The sequence below is a fragment of the Permianibacter aggregans genome (assembly GCF_009756665.1).
In the GTDB taxonomy this organism is placed as follows: Bacteria; Pseudomonadota; Gammaproteobacteria; order Enterobacterales; family Permianibacteraceae; genus Permianibacter; species Permianibacter aggregans.
Genome location: NZ_CP037953.1, coordinates 226,804 through 246,127, shown reverse-complemented (window position 1 = coordinate 246,127; position 19,324 = coordinate 226,804). Strand labels below are relative to the sequence as shown.

Sequence of the window (19,324 nt, the reverse complement as noted above, 5' to 3'; positions counted from 1 at the left end):
AACTGTGATAACTTAACGAACAATCACTATATAAATCAGTAAAATAGCATCTTTATCTCATCAAAAATCTTAAAGGTAAACAGCCCTTATGTCTCAGGCAACCCGTAAATCCAAGCCCGCGCGCTCCGAAGGCATCAAGCTGCCGGAAACGGTGCGCGTTCGCTTGTTTGAGGCGGGAATACTGAGTCTGGGTCTGCTGGTGCTGGTATTACTGCTGTCACTGCTCAGCTTCGACCCGACCGATGTTGCCTGGAGTTTTCGCAGCTCGACGCCGAAGGTCGATAACTGGATGGGCCCGTTCGGCGCCTGGTTTGCCGATGTTGGCCTGTTCCTGGTCGGCTACGCCGTTTGGTTGTTGCCGCTGGCGCTGGCATTCATTACTTGGGTACTGTTCGATAATCGTCACGATCTGCCAAGCCGCTCGGTTTGGCTGACCAAGGCCGGTGGCTTTGTGCTGTTGTTTTTTGGCGCGACGATGCTGTGCGCCCGCCATTTTGATGATCCGGCCTCGATCGCTGCTTACAAATCCGGTGGTGTGCTGGGCCATTTTCTCGATGCCGAATTGACCGCACATCTGGCTTCTTCCGGCAGCACGCTGGTGGCGTTGGCGCTGTTCATCATTGGTATTACGTTGTTTTCCGGCCTGAGTTGGTTTCGGTTGATGGAATCCTTGGGGCGGGCGGTGCTGTCCGGTGTTGGCGCGCTGTGGTCAAAGATGGCGAAAGCCGATGAAGATTATGAAGACAAGCGCGCGGCAGCCGTTGCCCGCGAAGAGCGCGATGATCTGTTCCGGCGCGAGCAGGAGCGTTTGAAAGAACGCAAACCAGTCAAGATTGAGCCGGTTGTCGAGAAAATCGCCGTAGCGCCACGGGTCGAGAAACAGCAACACAAAGAAAAACAACAAAAACTGTTTGAAGAGCCGGTCGAAGGCGAAACGCCATCAGTCAATTTGTTGCGTGATGCCGGCCCGAACAAGAAAGGCATTTCCGAAAGCGCGTTGGAAGCGATGTCGCGGCTGGTCGAATTGAAGCTGCGTGATTTCGGCATCGACGTGCAAGTCGTAGCGGTCAATCCGGGTCCGGTCATCACCCGTTTTGAAATGGATTTGGCGCCGGGCATCAAGGCCTCGCGTGTCACCAATTTGGCGAAAGACTTGGCGCGTGCACTCGCGGTGCAATCGGTGCGTGTCGTTGAGGTCATTCCCGGTAAATCGACTGTCGGTCTGGAAGTGCCGAACGAGCAGCGTGAATCGGTCAGCCTGCGTGAAGTGATTGCCTCGCGCGAATTTGACGACTCGAAATCACCGCTGTCGATGGCGCTTGGCAAAGACATCGCCGGCCAGCCGGTTGTTGTCGATTTGGCGAAGATGCCACACCTGCTCGTGGCCGGTACCACCGGTTCCGGTAAATCAGTCGGTTTGAATGCAATGCTGTTGTCGATGCTGTACAAATCGACGCCGGAACAACTGCGCCTGATCATGATCGATCCGAAAATGCTTGAGCTGTCGGTTTATGCCGATATCCCGCATTTGCTGGCGCCGGTCGTCACTGACATGAAAGATGCCGCCAACGCGCTACGTTGGGCCGTTGCCGAAATGGATCGGCGTTACAAGCTGATGGCGGCGATGGGCGTGCGCAATCTGGCCGGTTTCAATCGTAAAGTGGAAGACGCGATCAAAGCCGGCGAACCGATTACTGATCCGTTATTTAAACCTGACCAGAATTTCGACCAAACGCCGCCGACGCTGGAAACCCTGCCGGCTGTTGTCGTTGTCATCGACGAGCTGGCCGACATGATGATGATTGTCGGCAAAAAGGTGGAAGAACTGATCGCTCGTATCGCCCAGAAAGCGCGTGCGGCCGGCATTCACCTGATCCTGGCGACCCAGCGTCCATCGGTCGATGTCATTACCGGTTTGATTAAGGCCAACGTGCCGACCCGGATTGCCTTCCAGGTATCCTCGCGTATCGACTCGCGTACGATTCTCGACCAGCAGGGGGCGGAGCAACTGCTCGGTCAGGGCGACATGCTGTACCTGCCGCCGGGCACCTCGGTGCCGACCCGTGTTCACGGTGCCTATGTTGCTGACGAGGAAGTGCACCGCGTTGTTGATGATTGGCGCAAGCGTGGCGAGCCGAATTATATCGATGCCATTACCAAGGGCGGTGTCGATAGCGAATCGCTGACTGGCCTTGATGGCGTGGGCGACAGTGGTAGCGGTGGCAGTGAAGATCGTGACGCGCTGTACGACGAGGCCGTGTATTTCATTACTGAGCAGCGCCGGGTGTCGGTATCGCTAATCCAGCGCAAATTCAAAATCGGCTACAACCGCGCCGCCCGTCTGGTCGAAGAAATGGAAGCCCAGGGCGTGGTCAGCTCAATGGCCTCGAACGGGAATCGTGAAGTGTTGGCGCCACCGCCGGTATAATAGAAGCCATATCAAAAATGCCTGGAACTCGGTGATCTACGCGAATGCGGTGCTCGGAAAAGTCCGCCAGGAGCGGACTTTCGTGGAACCCGGAGGGGAAATCATATGGATGTGATTAACAATCCTCATTTACTACTTGTAAACTCCGGTTCCTCCGCTCCTATTCGCGTATCTCACCATCGCCCAGACCATTTTTGAGATGGCTTTTGCCGTTCAGTTGGTACTCAGGCCGAGAGGATAGTCTCTTGGCTACCTCCACAGGTTTATCAGGGAGTTTCATGAATCGCTTACTCGTTGCCGGATTGGCGCTGCTGACCAGCGCCTCGCTGCTGGCGCAATCGGCCGCCGATCAACTGTCGACACTCCTCGACAAAACCAACAGCTATTCGGCCCAGTTCCAGCAGATCGTCAGCCATGCCCAGGGCCAGAAAGGGGAAAAAAGCAGTGGCAAATTCGAGCTTCGCCATCCAGGTAAATTCCGCTGGGAGGTCAACAAGCCCTATCAGCAGCTGCTGATCAGCACCGGCAAAGAGCTGTGGATTTACGAGCCGGATATCGACAGCGTCACCGTCAATGATCTGGAGCAACAACTGGGCGCGACGCCGGCGTTATTGTTATCGTCCGATCGGCAATCACTGATCAACAGTTTTCATATCAACGCCAAGAGCGCCAATGAATACGTGCTGACGCCAAAAGACTTGGGCGCCAATTTCGAGAAAATCGAATTGCGCTTTGCCAATGGCGTGTTGGTTGAATTGAATCTGCAGGACAGTCTTGGCAGTCACACGCAGGTGCTGTTCACGGATGCGAAAACCAATATCAAACTCGATGACTCGCGCTTTCAATTTACGCCACCAGAAAACGCCGACTTGATTGATAATCGGCGGCATACGGAATAACGAAGTTCCCGGATAACAGAGTCCTCGCGTGAAAACCGACCCCGCTTTCCAACCCCTGGCTGCGCGCATGCGGCCACGCACACTGGCCGAGTACATCGGCCAGTCGCATTTGTTGGGGCCGGGAAAGCCGCTGCGCCGGGTGCTGGAACAGGGCCACACGCACTCAATGATTTTGTGGGGGCCGCCAGGCACCGGCAAGACCACGCTGGCGACGATGATTGCCAATACCGTCAATGCCGATATCGAGAATATTTCGGCGGTACTGGCCGGTGTCAAAGACATTCGCGAAGCGGTGGCACGGGCACAACAGCGCCTGGCCATGGGCAAACGCACGATCATGTTTGTCGACGAAGTGCATCGCTTCAACAAATCACAGCAGGATGCATTTTTTCCATTTGTCGAAGACGGCACGCTGATTTTTATTGGCGCAACGACCGAAAATCCTTCATTTGAATTGAACTCAGCGCTGCTGTCGCGAGCCCGTGTTTATGTGCTGAAATCGTTGACCGACGATGAGTTGCGGTTGGTGTTGCAACGGGCTCTGACTGACCCTGAGCGCGGCTTGGGCTCGATGCCATTGCAGCTCGAAGACCAGGTCACCGAAAAATTGATCGCGCTGGCTGACGGTGATGCCCGGCGTTTGCTGAACCTGCTCGAAATCGCCAGTGATCTGGCTGAAGAACAAGCAGGAAATCTGGTCGTTGGGGAGTCAGCAATGCACTCCTTGCTCGGCGAGAAAACCCGCCGTTTCGACAAAGGCGGTGAGCAGTTTTACGATCAGATCTCCGCGCTGCATAAATCGGTGCGCGGTTCCGATCCGGATGCCTCCTTGTATTGGTTATGCCGAATGCTTGATGGCGGATGCGATGGTCTTTACCTGGCGCGTCGCATTGTGCGCATGGCCATCGAGGATATCGGTAACGCCGACCCGCGGGCGTTGGATTTGTGCCTGAATGCCTGGGATGTGCAAGAGCGACTCGGTTCGCCGGAAGGGGAGTTGGCGCTGGCGCAGGCGGTTATTTATTTGGCGTGTGCACCAAAAAGTAATGCTGCCTACATGGCCTACAACGAAGCCCGCGCCGATGTGCAGAACGAAGGCTCGCTGGAAGTGCCGGTTCACCTGCGCAATGCGCCGACCAAGCTGATGAAAGAGCTTGGGTATGGACGCGCTTATCGTTACGCCCATGACGAGCCGAACGCGTTTGCCGCTGGCGAGAGCTATTTCCCTGAAGGCAAAGCGGAACAACAGTATTACCGGCCGGTTGAGCGCGGCATGGAAATCCAGATTCGGGAAAAACTGCAAAAGCTGAAGCAACTGAACCAACAAGCCCGCCAGAGTGGCCGGAGCAAACCGTGAATCCTGTGTTTTCGTTGAGCGTACTGGCCGCGATTGCTGGTGGTGCCGCTGCAGGGGCTCTGTTACGCTATTTGACCAGCGTTGCGATGTTTCATTGGTACGGCGATCGATTCCCGCTGGCGACCTTACTGGTCAATGTTGTCGGCTCATTTATTGCTGGGTATTTATTGCTGGCGATCAGCCGCGGCCAGTTCTCCGAGCTGGTGCGCATGCTGGTTATCGTTGGTTTTTGTGGTGCGTTGACGACGTTTTCGACCTTTGCTGTCGAAACGGTCACGCTGTTGCAGCAGGGCGAATTGATTAAAGCGCTGCTGAATGTTGGTTTCAATATGGTGTTGTGTCTGGTGGCGGTGGCGCTCGGTTTTGCTCTGGCGCGCAGCTTGCTCAATTGATGGAAGAATCAGTGTATGTTTGATGCAAAATATCTGCGGCAAGACATTCAGGTCGCGGCAAAAAATCTGGCTCGTCGTGGTTACGCGCTGGATGTCGAAAAAATCAGCGCGCTCGAAGAACAACGTAAAGCGCTGCAAGTGAAAACCCAGGAATTACAAAACCTGCGCAACACCACGTCAAAATCGATTGGCCAAGCGAAAGCCAAAGGCGAGGATGTGGCACCGTTGATGGCGCAGGTTGCGGCTTTTGGTGTCGAACTCGACGCTACCAAAGCGCAGTACGAACAAGTGCAGGCTGAGATCGACGCCATTCATTTGTCGACACCGAATCTTTTGCACGATTCGGTGCCGGATGGCAGCGATGAAAAGCAGAATAAAGAAGTGCGTCGCTGGGGTGAGCCACGACAGTTTTCATTCACGGTGCGTGATCATGTCGCACTGGGCGAATTGAATGGCGAGCTGGATTTCGGCATGGCCAGCAAAATCGCGGGTGCTCGTTTCAGCTTGCTGAAAAACCAATTGGCCAAACTGCACCGGGCATTGATTCAATTCATGCTTGACATTCATACCGAGCAACATGGTTACACCGAAGTCTATGTGCCTTACATGGTCAATGGTGATTCCTTGCGTGGCACCGGCCAGTTGCCAAAATTCAAAGAAGATTTGTTCTCGGTTGGCGGTTCGACCCAGGATGGTCATCAGCTTTACCTGATCCCGACAGCCGAAGTACCGGTGACCAATATGGTTCGCGATGAAATTGTTGCCGCTGAACAATTGCCATTGAAATATTGCGGGCACACCCCGTGTTTTCGTTCCGAGGCCGGTTCCTACGGCAAGGACACCCGCGGTTTGATTCGTCAGCACCAGTTTGAAAAAGTCGAGTTGGTGCAAATTGTCCGCGCCGAAGATTCCTATCAAGCCTTGGAAGATCTGACTCGTCACGCTGAACGCATTCTGCAGTTACTCGGCTTGCCGTATCGGGTCATGGCCTTGTGCGCCGGCGATATCGGGTTCGGTTCGGCAAAAACCTATGATTTGGAAGTATGGTTGCCGGGCCAGCAAGCCTATCGCGAAATTTCTTCGTGTTCGAACTTCGAAGATTTTCAGGCGCGCCGTATGCAGGCCCGTTATCGCAATCCGGAAACCGGCAAACCGGAATTGGTGCATACATTGAACGGCTCCGGGCTCGCCGTTGGCCGCACGCTGGTCGCGATTCTGGAGAATTACCAGAATGAAGATGGCAGCATCAGCATTCCGGAAATTTTGCAGCCGTATATGCGCGGCACGACGAAGATTGGTTAACGACAAGGAAACGGAGTAGGCATGGCATCCGGAAATTGGCAAAACGCACTGTCCCGCTTTTTTGGCGCAGCGATCTATCTGGCGCTCGTTATCGTCGGTGCCGTGCTGTTTTTCTGGGGTTTTCTGTTTGCGGTCGGCGCCATGATCGCCATTGCCTTGTTCTACGCGGCTCTGCGTTTATTTGGCATTGCGCCGCCACGCAAGCGCCGGCAACCGGGACAACGACCTGAGCAGTCAAATCAGGAAGATGTCATCGAGTTGAAGAAACGTGATGATGGTAGTTATGAGTAGTCTGTTGCGCAGATGGAGTGAGTCATGACCAAAACAATGGGCAGAGAACTCGATGCGGGCGCAACCTCGTCGACACGCTACAGTTTTGCTGAGGAACTCGCCAACAGCATTTCGCACGGCGTCGGCATTCTGCTTGGTATTGTCGGTCTGGCCGTGCTGGTGGGATTTGCCGCTGTTTACGGTGGCGCCAAACATATCGTTGGTGTGTCGGTGTTCGGGCTGTCGATGATTTTGCTGTACACGGCATCGACGCTGTATCACAGCGTCACGCACCTGAAAGTCAAAGACATACTGCGTACGCTGGATCATTCGGCAATTTACTTATTGATTGCCGGCACCTATACACCATTCTGTCTGGTCAATCTTGAAGGTGCCTGGGGCTGGGGAATCTTCGCAGCCATCTGGACGCTGGCGATTATCGGCATTGTCAGTCGCGTTTGGTTGGGCCGTAAATCCAGTAAAGTTTCGGTAGCGATTTACTTGCTGATGGGCTGGTTTATCGTTATCGCGTTCAAACCGTTGCTGGCCAATATTTCATCACTGGCGTTGATTTTTCTGATTGCAGGTGGCATCAGTTATACCGCCGGTGTGGTGTTCTACGTCTGGCGCCGCTTGCCATTTCATCATGCGATTTGGCATCTATTTGTTCTTGGCGGCACGGTGCTGCATTTTTTCGCCGTGCTGTTTGCCGTGATTCCGTTCCCCAGCGAATTACCGATATCGGCCTGAAGCCATTCACGCCGCTTTTCGATCGGCAAACAGGTACGCGGAAATCTCATCTGCTTTGGTCATCGTGCGAATCATGGCGAAATCTTCACTGGCTTCCGGATATTCATCACGCAGGTAATTGAACCATTGCTTCAGGCGTCCGCCTTGATGGCGGGCGTCGACATGCTGCTGCACTTGTAGCCAGAACTGCAGCAACCAGGGCTGCATTTGCGACCAACTCAATTTTTCCTGTTCGCCCTGTCGAATCATCAGTGCCAGCGCCGGGTTTTGCACCATTCCGCGACCGAGCATGATGTCATCGCATTCGGATTCGCGGCGGCATTGCCAATAGTCTTCAATACTCCAGATTTCACCATTGGCGATCACGGGAATATTGATGGCATGTTTGATTTCCGCGATGTGATGCCAATAGGCCGGTGGTTTGTAGCCCTGCACTTTGGTGCGGCCGTGAACGACCAATTCCTGCATGCCGGCATCGGCAAATGCGCGGGCGCAGTCGAGCATCTTGCCGGTGTCGTTACAACCGAGTCGCATTTTGGCGCTGATGGGAATGGAGGCGGGTACCGCTGAGCGCACGGCGCGGGCAATGTCGAAGATCAATTCTGGCTCATCGAGCAACACGGCGCCACCGCGATGACGATTGACCGTCTTTGCCGGGCAACCGAAGTTCAAATCAATCGCCCAGGCGCCCATGCTGGCGATATGGGCGGCGTTGTCGGCCATGCAGATCGGATCGGAACCGAGGATTTGCACTTTCACCGGCACGCCTGCCGCAGTTTTGGAATCGTTCTGTAGTTCCGGTGCGATACGCAGAATGCTGCGTTTCGGCAGTACGGTATTGGTGATGCGGATGAATTCGGTCACGCAGTGGTCGATGCCGCCGATGCGGGTCAGCACATCGCGCAGCATAAAATCGAGCAAGCCCTCCATCGGGGCCAACAACAAACGCATGATTTGGGGCAGGGTAGTTTGAGGCCGCGTATTGTAACCAAATTGTCCAAGTCTTGAGCATTTCTTGCCGAACATGCGTACAGCCGTTATGGTGGCCGGCTGCAAAAATGAGGTGCACATCATGTCGGAATCAGCACTGTCCACAACCCTGAAGTCAGCCTTGCAACAACCGGGTGATACGGTGAACCTCCCACGCCCTGTCGCAATGGCATATCTTGCGCTTGCTGAGGCGAGCGAACCGGTGCGCTGGTTTCGTCACTACAAGGGTGGCATCTATCAAATGCTGTTGGAGGTGACGTTCGAGGCCGACAAACAACCGATGATCATCTACCGGGCCAGCAATGGCACGCTTTGGTCACGTTATGCGTCGGTATTTCATGAATTGGTCGAGGTCGAAGGCAAGATGCTGCCGCGTTTTGCCGAGATTTCGGCCGAAGAAGCGTTGAGCGTTTTGCGGTAATTTGCCCGTTGGACTCGGCAGTCGACGCCATTTTTTATACACTGCTCACCCCAATTCGTGCGTGATCTTTCGGTTCGATAGAACGCGGACCAGTCAATAGTTATTCAACCAACGAGGAGTTCTCCGTGTCGGTGCAAATCAGTTGTAATTTTGATGGCGGCGCCATCAGCGTGGTCAAAGCAGAAAAATTTGATGATATCCAAGTGAAGATTCGCCCGGACAACGCGTCGGAATTTGCCCAGTGGTTTTTCTTCCGTGTGCATGAAACCAAAGGTCAGGAGCTGCGCTTACGTTTTCTTGAGTTGAGCAAAACTGCTTATCCAAAAGGTTGGGAAGATTATCAGGTTGTCGCCAGTTACAACCGTCGCGAATGGTTCCGTGTGCCCACCCGTTTCGATGGTGAAACGATGGAAGTGCAGATGACGGCCGAATGCGATGAAGTGTATTTCGCCTACTTCGAGCCGTATTCCTATGAGCGTCATCTGGATTTGATTGGCTGGGCCAACGAATCGCCTCTGGTCAATGTCCGCCAACTCGGCCAAACGATTGATGGTCGCGATATGACGATGCTGATCATCGAAGACAAAGAAGCCAAGCCCGCAAAACTGAAAGCCAAGCGCAAAGTATGGATGATTGCCCGTCAACATCCCGGTGAAACGATGGCCGAATGGTTTGTTGAAGGATTTCTGGAGCGTTTGCTTGATGGCAATGATGCGATGGCGCGCGCGGCATTGCAGGATGCCGTTTTTTACGTGGTGCCGCACATGAATCCGGATGGTGCTGTGCGTGGCAATTTGCGCACTAACGCCGTTGGCGCCAACCTGAATCGTGAGTGGCTGGAATCAACCGTCGAGCGCAGCCCGGAAGTGTTTCATGTGCGTGAAGCAATGAAGCGTATTGGCGTTGATATGGCGCTGGATGTCCACGGCGACGAGGGTTTAGCGTATAACTTTGTTGCCGGTTGCGAAGGTGTGCCGAGCTACGATGAACGTCATGCCGGATTGGAAAAACAGTTCAAGGATGCCTGGCATATTGCATCACCCGAATTCCAGGATATCTATGGTTATGATAAAGACGAGCCGGGCAAGGCCAATCTTTCAATGGCAACCAGCTGGATCGGCGAGCAGTTCAAGTGCCTGTCGTACACGATTGAAATGCCGTTCAAGGATAACGCCAATCTGCCGGATGTAGAGTTTGGCTGGAGCAGCGAACGCAGCCGCCAGTTCGGCGCTTCGGTGTTGCAGCCGATTGTGCAACTGCTGCCGAACTTGCGCTAAGTATTGAATGATAGATAAAACTGGCCGGCACCTCGCCGGCCAGTGTTTTTTGTTTTGAAGTAGACGGAAACCGTTATGGCCGAACCGCGCCGCGCTGCGTTTGTTTTTATCTTTATCACATTGATTCTCGACGTGCTGGCGCTCGGTATCATCATTCCGGTGTTGCCGAAGCTCGTTGAAGAATTCATGGGTGGCAACACCGCCAATGCTGCGCAGATTTATGGTGTGTTCGGCATGGCCTGGGCCTTGATGCAGTTTTTGTTTTCGCCGTTTCTTGGTGCTTTGTCGGATCGCTTTGGCCGTCGGCCAATCATTCTGATTTCTTGTTTCGGTTTAGGGTTTGATTACCTGCTGATGGCCTTGGCACCAACGCTCGCTTGGTTGTTTATTGGTCGCGTGATTTCCGGCATTACCGCTGCCAGTTTTTCCACGGCCGGTGCTTACATTGCCGACGTGACGCTGCCGGAAAAACGCGCCGCGACATTCGGCATGATGGGCGCGGCCTGGGGTATTGGTTTCATTGTCGGCCCGGCGATGGGCGGTGTACTTGGCGATATCGATTCACGACTGCCGTTCTGGGTTGCCGGCATTCTGGCGCTTATTAACGCTGCCTACGGTTTTTTTGTTTTACCGGAATCTTTGCCGGAAGAGAAACGTTGCCAGTTTTCCTGGCGTCGAGCCAATCCAGTCGGTTCACTGAAATTGCTGCGTTCCCATCCGGAGCTAGCGTCACTGGCCTCGATCAGTTTTCTGCAACATATTGCCCATTACGTGCTGCCAAGCACGTTTGTCTTGTATGTCGGTTACCGCTATGGCTGGAACGCGAAAGTCACGGGTTTGACGCTCGCTGCGGTGGGGATTTGCAACGTGATCGTTCAGGCCGTTCTGGTGAAAAAAGCCGTGGCGCTGATTGGCGAACGCAAGATGTTGATGGTGGCGCTGGTCGCCGGTTGCGCCGGTTATGTCATTTACGGTCTGGCACCGGGGCCACTCTGGTTCTGGGCCGGCATCCCGATTTTTGCGTTCATGGGTTTTATCGGTCCGGCCTTGCAAGGGCTGATGACACGGCGAGTTTCAGCTTCAGAGCAAGGGCAATTACAGGGCGCCAATAGTTGCATGATGGGTATTGCCGGCACGTTCTCGCCGCTGCTGTTCACCCAGATATTTGCCTGGTTTATCAGTGAGGCGGCATTTCTCCATTTGCCGGGCGCGCCGTTTTTCCTGGCGGCCGTCATGATGGTGATTGGACTGATCATCGTTTTGAAGGCCATTCCGCCGGTGCAAGGGCCCTAAAGTGCGCAGAAACATCTGTACACAACTACTGTTAAATTAGTAATAGTGTTTAATCCATACTAAGCCCACATCATCGACATGATGCGAGGCAGAGCAGGTATGGATCAGGAAAATTTCAGTGCGACGGAAAACCCGCACGTCAAAAAGCTGCAGCGCGAGTTGAACGCCGGTACCGTGGCGCTGGTCATGCTGACCATTATCGAACGGGCTGGCCAGCCGCTGTACGGTTATCAAATCGCCAAAACGCTGGAGCAGGCGGACGAGAGTGTGGTCGCCGGCAAGCAGAGCGCGTTGTACCCGGTGTTGCGAACGATGTGCGCCAATGGCCTGCTCGACAGCTACGTCGAGCCTTCGGTCAGCGGCCCACCACGCCGCTACTACCGGATTACCGAGCAAGGCAGGGCTGTGCTCGTTGAATGGCAGCAAGCCTGGCAGAAAACCAAAAATTTCGTCGATCAGATTTTGTCGGAGGCCGATCATGCGTAACGGAAATTCGAGCACTTCCTATCCCAGCACCATCGCTGAGTTTCTGGCGGAACTGCGTCAGGTGATGCAGGACGCCGATCCGGCCGTGATTCAGGACGCCGTCTACGATGCCGAGGAATATCTGCGTGCGGAGCGGGCAGAGCACCTGGACTTGAGTGAGGCCGAGCTGCTGCTGAAACTGAAAGACAGCTACGGTACACCGGAAGAAGTGGCTGCCGCTTACTTGCAAACCGAAGCGGTGGTCAGTCGCGCTACGCGCTCGCCGGATGTGCGCAAATCCAGCTCGTTGCTGGGCCGGATTTTTCAGGTTTATCGCGATCCGAAAACCTACAGCAGCCTGTTCTACATGTTGCTGACCTTGGCGACCGGGATCATTTACTTCACCTGGGCCGTAACCGGTTTGTCGATGTCGGTTGGTTTTGCGATTCTGATTTTCGGTGTGCCATTCTTCCTGCTGTTCATGGCATCGGTACGTTTGTTCTCGCTGGTCGAAGGCCGCATCATCGAAGTGCTGCTCGGTGAACGGATGCCGCGTCGACCACAGCGTGTTGCCGGCCAGACCTTGATGGAAAAAATCAAGGAAATGCTGACCGATTGGCGCACCTGGACGACGCTGGTCTATATGGCAGCTATGCTGCCATTGGGGATTGCGTACTTCACGTTCGCGTTTACCGGCTTGATCGTTTCGGTGATTTTTACCTTCGCACCGATACTGCAGTATTTTTCCAACGAGTTTCAGATCAATCTGAACGGCGATTATTATCTGACTTGGCCGGAAAACCTGTTGCTTGTACCACTGGGTATCATTGGTCTGACACTGGTGTTGCATCTTGTCCGGCTGGTTGGTCAACTGCACGGCAAGCTGGCCAAACATCTGCTGGTGAAATCGAGCGCTTGAGGCGAATAGTTTAAGGAGAATGGAATGAACACGACCGCGCAGGACTATCTGGATTTTCTGGCGAACATGGAAGGGCGCTGGCGCGGTCGTGAGACGTTTGCAGCGGGCATTATTTCTGAGCGGGAAATGGACGCCGAAACCCGCAGCGAATGCACGCTGCAACTTGATGGACAATTGGCGACATTGCATTTCCATCAGCATTTTGATGAGGCGCCATCGCATCGTGGCATGGCGGTTTACCGTGTCGCGCACGAACCGCCAGCATTGCTGATGCACTGGTACGATGAACTCGATCCAGAACCGGTTCGCTTCACTGGAACGATCAGTAACGGCAACCTGGTTCTAGTTGGCAGCATGCACCAACGCGCGATGCGCACCACAGTAGAAGTCCACGGTGACAGCATGCACAGCCGCACGGAAATGCAGCAAAGCGATCAAAGCTGGCAAACGGTTTTGCAGGGACAGTTTGTGCGTCAGCCGCCCGTTGCGGTTGGCAGCATTGTGTGGCGCGATTTGACCGTCAACAACGCTGAGCAAGTGCGTGACTTTTATCAAGCCGTGGTCGGCTGGAAAATCGAAGCCTGTGATATGGGGGATTATTCCGATTTCAGCATGTTGGCGGCCGATGACGAATGTGTCGCCGGTGTTTGTCATCATCGAGGCGTCAACGAAGGCATTCCGTCTCAGTGGTTGCAGTACGTACAGGTGGAAAATCTTGATGACTGCATCAGCAAAGCCAAATCGCTGGGCGGGGAAATCGTTTACGGCCCGAAACCGCTGGCGGGTCAGCATTTTTGCGTGGTACGCGATCCGGCGGGAGCGGTGCTGGCGCTGTGCGGGCCGAGGGCATAAGTTTGCAGACACCGACCAGCAGCGTTCGTCTCGAAACCGAAGTCAAGAAAAGTCGTTTCATTGCCAGCCTGGCGCCGGCAGATTCCATCGATCAAGCAGAGCAATTTATTGCCGATTGCCGTCGGCAGTTTTCCGATGCCACACATAACACCTATGCCTATACCATCGGTGGAAAAAATTTGGCGCAATCGGCCTGCTCTGATGATGGCGAAGTGTCGGGTACCGCTGGTCGACCAATGCTGAATATCTTGCAACATGCACCATTGACCAATGTGGTGCTCGTCGTTACCCGCTATTACGGTGGTACGTTGCTGGGCACAGGGGGTCTGTTGCGTGCTTATCAACAGGCCGCGCAACTCGCCGTGCAGCAGGTTGAGAAACAGGCGTACAAAACGATGATGACCGTCAGCCTGCGTTTTGCTTATCCGTTGGAACCTCAGTTGCGTTATCTGCTACCACAATACCAAGCTAATCTGGTTGGCTGTCAGCATCGAGAGCAAGTGCAGTTCGATTTGGAACTACCGCTTGAATTGTGGCCGGAATTTGAACGGTGTTTAGTGCAAATCAGTCGGGGCGAACTGGAAATTTGTACCAATCCGTAACAGTGTGATCGCAAAACGCCTTTTGCTTCTACACTGATGCAGGGAGAGCAGAAAAGAGGTACACCGGCATGGAGCAGGACGATTTGCCGTTCGCCACGATTCTTCAGCACAAGCCGGACCTGGCTGAGTTGATCGTCAATGATCGCGTCGAATTGGATGGCGACAAAGTGGCGCGCGTCCACCATTATCTGTTGCAGCATTTTCAGTTGCCAATTCGTTTGTTGGTCAATCGCCAACACCGTTTCTTGTTTAATTACGAAGGGCAGCAGCGATTTGCCGCCATGCCAGAAATCATCGCAACGGCTTTCTGGGCTGAACACCCATTGACCGAGCTTTCCTGTCAGGTCTGGTTGGCGACACCACGACCTTTGCCGTGGAACGCACGAGTATTCAGCGAGCGACAGCAGGCTTTGCAATGGCTGAGTGAAGGGGAAGCACTGAAAGCCGCTGGCTGAAATAGTTTTCTTAAAAATGCATGCGCCATTTGAACAACAACTGATCGGCGTCGCGTAGCGACAGGGCGTCACTGAAGGTTTGCCCGGTCGACTCGCTGGTGTCATTATTCTGTTCGAAACCGCCGCGTGAATAGACAACAAAAATATCCGACAGCAAGCTCAGCTTATAGCGATAACGAAGCTGAAAGCCTAGCGTATTGATATGCAAATCCTCTACGGCTTGGCCGCTGGCGTTCATGCGCCGGTCGAACAGCGTATAACGTTGTCCGTCAACACCATCGATATTCAGCCATTGGAATTTCAGGCGCAGTTCCTGATGCTCATCCGGAAACCAATCGAGTTGCCAATCGACGCTGCCACGGTGGCTGCGGTAACGGCTGAATTCGTTCGCTTGTTGCCAGATTAACCAATCCTGGCTGTCGCGATAGCCAAGCCAGAACTCGGTGCTGAGTTGGTCGGCGAAAAAGTAGGTCAGACCGATGGCGTAGTCGCGATAATAGTCCCTTAGTCCTTCCTGACCTTGTTCATACACCGCACCCCACGCCATATCAACACGCCGGGCGCCGATGTATTCAAGAATAGCCAGATTGACGGCAGGTTTATTCCACAAACCGTTGCCACGAGAAATCAAATCGTCGACACCAGCACTTTCGTGACGGTAGAAAAGATAAAGCTGATCGGCATTGGCAAAGCGCAGATTCGCGGAAAGCCGGAACCAGTCAGGCAAGTCTTCTCCTTGCTGATTGCGGCTCTTCGATAGTCTGGTGACCCATTCAATTTCTTTCAGCATGTTCCAGTTTTCATGGGTTTGCACATGGCGACCAAAATAAGCGCCTTGTTCCAGATTGGTCCGTTGGACAAAGCCCAGATCGGACAATTGCAAGTCGTCGTCATAGTGCAGAAATTCCAGCGTGTGCTGCCATTCCGCAACCGGATTGTAATCAAGCGTCAACCAAGCACCGCCACCTTCCTTTTCGGTCAGCGATTGATCGATTTCGCTTTGCAGCCATTGGCCACGGAGTTTCAAACCACTGGCAAAGCTTTGCTCAGCGTCCACAGCGAGCACATCGGCAACACGATCGAAGTAGGGCTTCTCGGTGCGCATGATGGCCGCGCCAATCAGGGTATCGCCAAGCAATAATCGTGGCCTCAACACTTGAAACTGACGGCCGATATCGTCGCCGAAATCTTCTTCGCGCACCACCAGATAACTGAGCGAGCTGTTGCTGCTGGCCAAGCGCAGTTTACTGGCTACATCGATATTGGCGACGCCTTTGCCATCGTCGCGATTGGCGCCCATGCGGCGGGTGTAAATCAGTTCACCTTCGTCCGGCAAAGGCAGTTTGAAGTCGTCGTGGTTTTCGGTGAAGAACGGTCGTTTATCAGAAAAGAATACTTCGATGGCCGAGAAGTTGACGACTAGATCATCGCTTTCGACCTGACCGAAATCCGGATTCAGGCTGGCGATGAGCTGAAAGGCATTGGAGTAGCGGAAAAACCAATCTAGTCCGACTTTCTGATCGACATCATCATTGACCTGGTCATAAACCATGCTGACATACGGAAACCAGTTCGAGGTAGTCGCCGCGTAGTTCTTCACCGAAATTTCGGCCAGCGAATTGACGTAATCACTTTGTGAATAACGAATGGCCGGGTAAGCGAAACGCTCACCGGTGCTTTTCAATACCCGATCAAGATAAATGCCGATGGTACGCGTATCGCCATCAACCGGAGCCATTGCGGTAATGGTCCACGGCAGCAACATTTCCACGGTCCAACCTTGCTCGGTTTCCTGTACTGCGTATTTCCAATCGCCATCCCAATCCGCATTGAAACTGTTGCGGCCGACAATGCCGTCTTCAATATTGCCGGCCAAGGTCACAGTGAAGTTGTAGGCAGTGAGGCCTTGATTGTCGTAGTCGATAACGACATTGACCCGGTCGGCTGGGCCGGCTCGATCACGCTGGGTATTGGGTTTGGTGCGCAGCACTTCCGGTGGCTGGTCAATGTCGAAATGGACAGCGATGCCAGCTGGCAGCGAGATAACACGAATGCGTTGCTGGTGTTTCGGTGTTTCGCGGGTGAACGGCTCGACAGCAACCAACTGATCGAATACTTGCGCTTGCTGCCAGAAACTTTCCGAGGCTAGACCATCGACCACGATCGCGTCTTGCTCAGCTGCCAGGGCTGAACATGGCGCCACAAGCATGCTACATAACAACAGCGCCCGTGGCAGAGGAGCGGTCAAGGAACGTATAAAGCGAATCGGCATGGCAACGCGGGAATTATCATTTTCTGTTCGGCGCTAAATGGTAGTCGGACAAGCCAGTGCAAGCAATTCTAACTTTCTGTGACACAGCGTTTCTTAGACGGCGCAAATAAAAACGGCGTCGCCAGGACGCCGTTTTCTTGCTACACGAGGATTTATTTCGACGAGTCGAAGCCGCGCTTGCGCATCAAGGCATCTGTCTTGACATCGCGACCGCGGAATTCGCGGAACATCTCTGCCTGGTCCTTGGTATTACCGGCCGACAAGATGGTTTTGACAAACCGTTGGGCCACTTCTTTATCCCACGGACCTTTGCCTTCCATGAATGCTTCCCAGGCATCGGCGGTCAATGAGTCTGACCAGAGGTAGGAGTAGTAGCCAGCAGAATAGCCGTCACCGGCGAACACGTGACCGAAATGCGGCGTACGGTGACGCATGACAATTTCTTCCGGCAAGCCGAGTTTCTTCAACTCTTCACGCTCGAATTTATCCGGGTCGATTTTCTTGCCACCGGCCAGGTGCAGTTTCATGTCGATCATCGCGGAGGCCAGATATTCCATCGAACGGAAACCTTCGTTGAAGGTTTGTGCGCGATCGATTTTCTCGACCAGTTCAGCTGGGATTGGTTTGCCGGTTTGATAGTGCAGGGCAAATTGATTCAGCACTTCCGGCGTCGACAGCCAGTGTTCGTTGATTTGTGACGGAAACTCAACAAAGTCACGCGCGGTCGCGGTACCGGCCAGCGTTGGATACTTGACGTTGCTGAGCAGACCGTGCAGGGCGTGGCCGAATTCATGGAACATGGTTTCGGCATCATCCCAGCTGATCAGCACCGGCTCACCGGGTTGACCCTTCAGGAAGTTGGAATTGTTGGAGACAATTGGCGTCACGAAATTATCGAGGTTTTCCTGACCACGATAGGCATTCATCCAGGCACCGGAACGCTTGCCTTGGCGTGCATAGGGATCGAAATACCACAAACCAACATGACCGCCTTTGCCATTTTTCACTTCCCAGGCCGTGACGTCAGGATGATAGGTTTTGATGTCCGGGCGAAGCGTGAAATGTAGATCATAAAGCTGAGCGGCTGACCAGAACATGCCATCGCGCAGTTTGTCCATCTGCATGTACGGTTTCACTTCACTGAAGTCCAGATCGTATTTCGCTTTGCGTAGTTTTTCGGCGTAATAGCGGTAATCCCAAGGCTTCAGTTTGAATTTGCCGCCTTCGGCATCGATCAGTTTCTGCATTTCGGCAACGTCGCGTTTGACGGCAGCGGCAGCCGGTTTCCACATCGCTTCCATCAGTTCAACCGCGCGATCTGGCGTGCCGGCCATCTGTGGTTCCAGGCGCCAATGGGCGTGGGTTTTGTAGCCGAGCAATTGGGCGCGTTGGAAACGCAGTTGCAGAATTTCGGTGATCAGCGCGTTGTTGTCAGTGGCGCCGCCCATGTCGCCACGGTTGTAGTAGGTGTTCCAGACTTTTTCACGCAGCTCGCGATTGGCGGCGTTGGTCAGGAACGGCTCCATCGCGGAACGGGTATTGTTGATGACCCATTTGCCTTTCATGTCGCGTGCTTCGGCTGCTGCGGCGGCGGCAGCGATATAGTCGTCCGGCAAACCTTTCAGATCATCTTTGCTGTCGATGACCGTGAACTGATTGTTCTCATCATCGAGCGTGTTCTGACTGAACTGGGTGTACAGCGTGGCCAGGCGCTGATTGATTTCGGAAAGCTTGGCTTTCTGTTTCTCATCGAGCTTGGCGCCAGCGCGTACAAAGCGGGTGTAGTACAGCCAGGTCAAACGCTGCTCTTCTGGCGTCAGCTTGGCTTTTTCTTTGCTGTTGTAAACGGCTTCAATGCGTTTGAACAGCTTTTCGTTCTGGGTAATTTCATCCTGGAACGCGGCAAACTTTGGTGCCAGCGTCTGCTGGATTTTCGGCATGTCGCCGACATTCAGCGTGCCGGCATGGACACCGTAATAGGTAAACAAACGATCCAGTGCACCGCCGGCTTTTTCCATCGCCAGAATCGTGTTGGCGAAGTTTGGTTTCTCGGCGTTGTTGGCAATGGCCTCGATTTGCGCGCGTTGCTCGTTCATGGCAATTTCAAACGCCGGCACAAATTCACTGACGACCACTTTATCCCAGGCCGGTACGCCACCATGCGGTCCGGTCCACTCGTCGAGCATTGCTGGCCGCTGTTCCGGGCCATGGTCTCCGTGCGCCATCGCTGCTCCCATCGTCACGGCCATCGTGGCGGCAACCGCCAGATGGACAAAACGTTTTGCTTGCATGAGATTTTCCTCATAGTTCGTTGTAGTCGTCGTTATACGGGCGCCAAAGCGCCCCGACGCAGAAAATTCGCCGCTGGATACTACGCGAT

At 53.9% G+C, this 19,324-nt stretch carries 18 protein-coding genes; 15 read left to right on the top strand and 3 right to left on the bottom strand.

Going from position 1 to position 19,324, the window contains the following annotated elements; translation table 11 throughout:
* The first annotated feature begins 88 nt into the window (after nucleotides 1-88).
* The 7 genes from E2H98_RS01155 to trhA all read left to right on the top strand — a co-directional run bounded on the left by E2H98_RS01155 (nucleotide 89) and on the right by trhA (nucleotide 7,398).
* A complete protein-coding gene (locus E2H98_RS01155) occupies nucleotides 89-2,428 on the top strand; it encodes a DNA translocase FtsK (RefSeq protein WP_133589832.1) in 2,340 nt (779 codons plus the stop codon).
* Nucleotides 2,429-2,706: 278 nt separating this feature from the next.
* On the top strand, nucleotides 2,707-3,327 hold the full coding sequence (gene lolA / locus E2H98_RS01150; RefSeq protein WP_133589830.1) for an outer membrane lipoprotein chaperone LolA: 621 nt from the start codon (nucleotides 2,707-2,709) through the stop codon (nucleotides 3,325-3,327).
* 67 nt (nucleotides 3,328-3,394) lie between these two features.
* Nucleotides 3,395-4,684 (top strand): replication-associated recombination protein A, encoded by a 1,290-nt coding sequence (locus E2H98_RS01145; RefSeq protein ID WP_157591199.1) that lies wholly within the window; start codon nucleotides 3,395-3,397, stop codon nucleotides 4,682-4,684.
* Entirely contained in the window at nucleotides 4,681-5,076 is a 396-nt protein-coding gene (gene crcB / locus E2H98_RS01140) for a fluoride efflux transporter CrcB (RefSeq protein ID WP_198325201.1), read from the top strand. Before E2H98_RS01145 ends, crcB begins: the two co-directional genes overlap by 4 nt.
* A 15-nt stretch (nucleotides 5,077-5,091) precedes the next feature.
* Nucleotides 5,092-6,378 (top strand): serine--tRNA ligase, encoded by a 1,287-nt coding sequence (gene serS / locus E2H98_RS01135; protein ID WP_133589826.1) that lies wholly within the window; start codon nucleotides 5,092-5,094, stop codon nucleotides 6,376-6,378.
* Nucleotides 6,379-6,399: 21 nt separating this feature from the next.
* On the top strand, nucleotides 6,400-6,669 hold the full coding sequence (locus E2H98_RS01130; protein ID WP_133589824.1) for a hypothetical protein: 270 nt from the start codon (nucleotides 6,400-6,402) through the stop codon (nucleotides 6,667-6,669).
* 24 nt (nucleotides 6,670-6,693) lie between these two features.
* On the top strand, nucleotides 6,694-7,398 hold the full coding sequence (gene trhA, locus E2H98_RS01125; RefSeq protein ID WP_133589822.1) for a PAQR family membrane homeostasis protein TrhA: 705 nt from the start codon (nucleotides 6,694-6,696) through the stop codon (nucleotides 7,396-7,398).
* Nucleotides 7,399-7,404: 6 nt separating this feature from the next.
* On the opposite strand, the gene E2H98_RS01120 is transcribed toward trhA, so the two are convergent.
* Nucleotides 7,405-8,349, bottom strand: a complete 945-nt coding sequence (locus E2H98_RS01120; protein WP_133589820.1) for a tRNA dihydrouridine synthase — start codon at nucleotides 8,347-8,349, stop codon at nucleotides 7,405-7,407.
* A 121-nt stretch (nucleotides 8,350-8,470) separates the two neighbouring features.
* On the opposite strand from E2H98_RS01120, the gene E2H98_RS01115 reads away from it, so the two are divergent.
* The 8 genes from E2H98_RS01115 (at nucleotide 8,471) to E2H98_RS01080 (ending at nucleotide 14,672) form a co-directional block, all read left to right on the top strand.
* Entirely contained in the window at nucleotides 8,471-8,809 is a 339-nt protein-coding gene (locus E2H98_RS01115) for a DUF1653 domain-containing protein (RefSeq protein WP_232475445.1), read from the top strand.
* Nucleotides 8,810-8,934: 125 nt separating this feature from the next.
* Nucleotides 8,935-10,086 carry a M14 family metallopeptidase gene (locus E2H98_RS01110; protein WP_232475444.1) on the top strand — a complete coding sequence of 384 codons (1,152 nt, stop codon included), beginning with the start codon at nucleotides 8,935-8,937 and terminating at the stop codon, nucleotides 10,084-10,086.
* Between the two features lie 75 nt (nucleotides 10,087-10,161).
* Nucleotides 10,162-11,379 carry a TCR/Tet family MFS transporter gene (locus E2H98_RS01105; protein WP_133589818.1) on the top strand — a complete coding sequence of 406 codons (1,218 nt, stop codon included), beginning with the start codon at nucleotides 10,162-10,164 and terminating at the stop codon, nucleotides 11,377-11,379.
* Between the two features lie 99 nt (nucleotides 11,380-11,478).
* Complete coding sequence (locus E2H98_RS01100) at nucleotides 11,479-11,865, top strand: PadR family transcriptional regulator (protein WP_133589816.1); 387 nt, start codon at nucleotides 11,479-11,481, stop codon at nucleotides 11,863-11,865.
* On the top strand, nucleotides 11,858-12,763 hold the full coding sequence (locus E2H98_RS01095; RefSeq protein WP_133589814.1) for a sensor domain-containing protein: 906 nt from the start codon (nucleotides 11,858-11,860) through the stop codon (nucleotides 12,761-12,763). The genes E2H98_RS01100 and E2H98_RS01095 overlap by 8 nt, the downstream gene beginning before the upstream one ends.
* A 24-nt stretch (nucleotides 12,764-12,787) precedes the next feature.
* Nucleotides 12,788-13,615 (top strand): VOC family protein, encoded by an 828-nt coding sequence (locus tag E2H98_RS19160; RefSeq protein WP_198325200.1) that lies wholly within the window; start codon nucleotides 12,788-12,790, stop codon nucleotides 13,613-13,615.
* A gap of 2 nt (nucleotides 13,616-13,617) precedes the next feature.
* On the top strand, nucleotides 13,618-14,217 hold the full coding sequence (locus E2H98_RS01085) for a YigZ family protein (protein ID WP_157591198.1): 600 nt from the start codon (nucleotides 13,618-13,620) through the stop codon (nucleotides 14,215-14,217).
* Nucleotides 14,218-14,285: 68 nt separating this feature from the next.
* Nucleotides 14,286-14,672, top strand: a complete 387-nt coding sequence (locus tag E2H98_RS01080) for a hypothetical protein (RefSeq protein WP_133589810.1) — start codon at nucleotides 14,286-14,288, stop codon at nucleotides 14,670-14,672.
* A gap of 10 nt (nucleotides 14,673-14,682) precedes the next feature.
* Here E2H98_RS01080 and E2H98_RS01075 read toward each other — a convergent pair whose 3' ends face one another.
* Nucleotides 14,683-16,875, bottom strand: coding sequence for a DUF5916 domain-containing protein (locus tag E2H98_RS01075; protein ID WP_133589808.1), 2,193 nt, complete (start codon nucleotides 16,873-16,875; stop codon nucleotides 14,683-14,685).
* Between the two features lie 221 nt (nucleotides 16,876-17,096).
* A complete protein-coding gene (locus E2H98_RS01070; RefSeq protein ID WP_133589806.1) occupies nucleotides 17,097-19,235 on the bottom strand; it encodes a M3 family metallopeptidase in 2,139 nt (712 codons plus the stop codon).
* Nucleotides 19,236-19,324: the final 89 nt, after the last annotated feature.

Excerpts from the sequence above, each read along its gene's own strand:
- E2H98_RS01145 (WP_157591199.1), top strand. The coding sequence starts at position 3,395 with ATGCGGCCACGCACACTGGCCGAGTACATCGGCCAGTCGCATTTGTTG.
- serS (WP_133589826.1), top strand. The coding sequence starts at position 5,092 with ATGTTTGATGCAAAATATCTGCGGCAAGACATTCAGGTCGCGGCAAAA.
- E2H98_RS01095 (WP_133589814.1), top strand. The coding sequence starts at position 11,858 with ATGCGTAACGGAAATTCGAGCACTTCCTATCCCAGCACCATCGCTGAG.
- E2H98_RS01105 (WP_133589818.1), top strand. The coding sequence starts at position 10,162 with ATGGCCGAACCGCGCCGCGCTGCGTTTGTTTTTATCTTTATCACATTG.
- E2H98_RS01130 (WP_133589824.1), top strand. The coding sequence starts at position 6,400 with ATGGCATCCGGAAATTGGCAAAACGCACTGTCCCGCTTTTTTGGCGCA.
- trhA (WP_133589822.1), top strand. The coding sequence starts at position 6,694 with ATGACCAAAACAATGGGCAGAGAACTCGATGCGGGCGCAACCTCGTCG.
- E2H98_RS01070 (WP_133589806.1), bottom strand. The coding sequence starts at position 19,235 with ATGCAAGCAAAACGTTTTGTCCATCTGGCGGTTGCCGCCACGATGGCC.
- lolA (WP_133589830.1), top strand. The coding sequence starts at position 2,707 with ATGAATCGCTTACTCGTTGCCGGATTGGCGCTGCTGACCAGCGCCTCG.
- E2H98_RS01155 (WP_133589832.1), top strand. The coding sequence starts at position 89 with ATGTCTCAGGCAACCCGTAAATCCAAGCCCGCGCGCTCCGAAGGCATC.
- E2H98_RS01080 (WP_133589810.1), top strand. The coding sequence starts at position 14,286 with ATGGAGCAGGACGATTTGCCGTTCGCCACGATTCTTCAGCACAAGCCG.
- E2H98_RS01100 (WP_133589816.1), top strand. The coding sequence starts at position 11,479 with ATGGATCAGGAAAATTTCAGTGCGACGGAAAACCCGCACGTCAAAAAG.
- E2H98_RS01115 (WP_232475445.1), top strand. The coding sequence starts at position 8,471 with ATGTCGGAATCAGCACTGTCCACAACCCTGAAGTCAGCCTTGCAACAA.
- E2H98_RS01120 (WP_133589820.1), bottom strand. The coding sequence starts at position 8,349 with ATGCGTTTGTTGTTGGCCCCGATGGAGGGCTTGCTCGATTTTATGCTG.
- E2H98_RS19160 (WP_198325200.1), top strand. The coding sequence starts at position 12,788 with ATGAACACGACCGCGCAGGACTATCTGGATTTTCTGGCGAACATGGAA.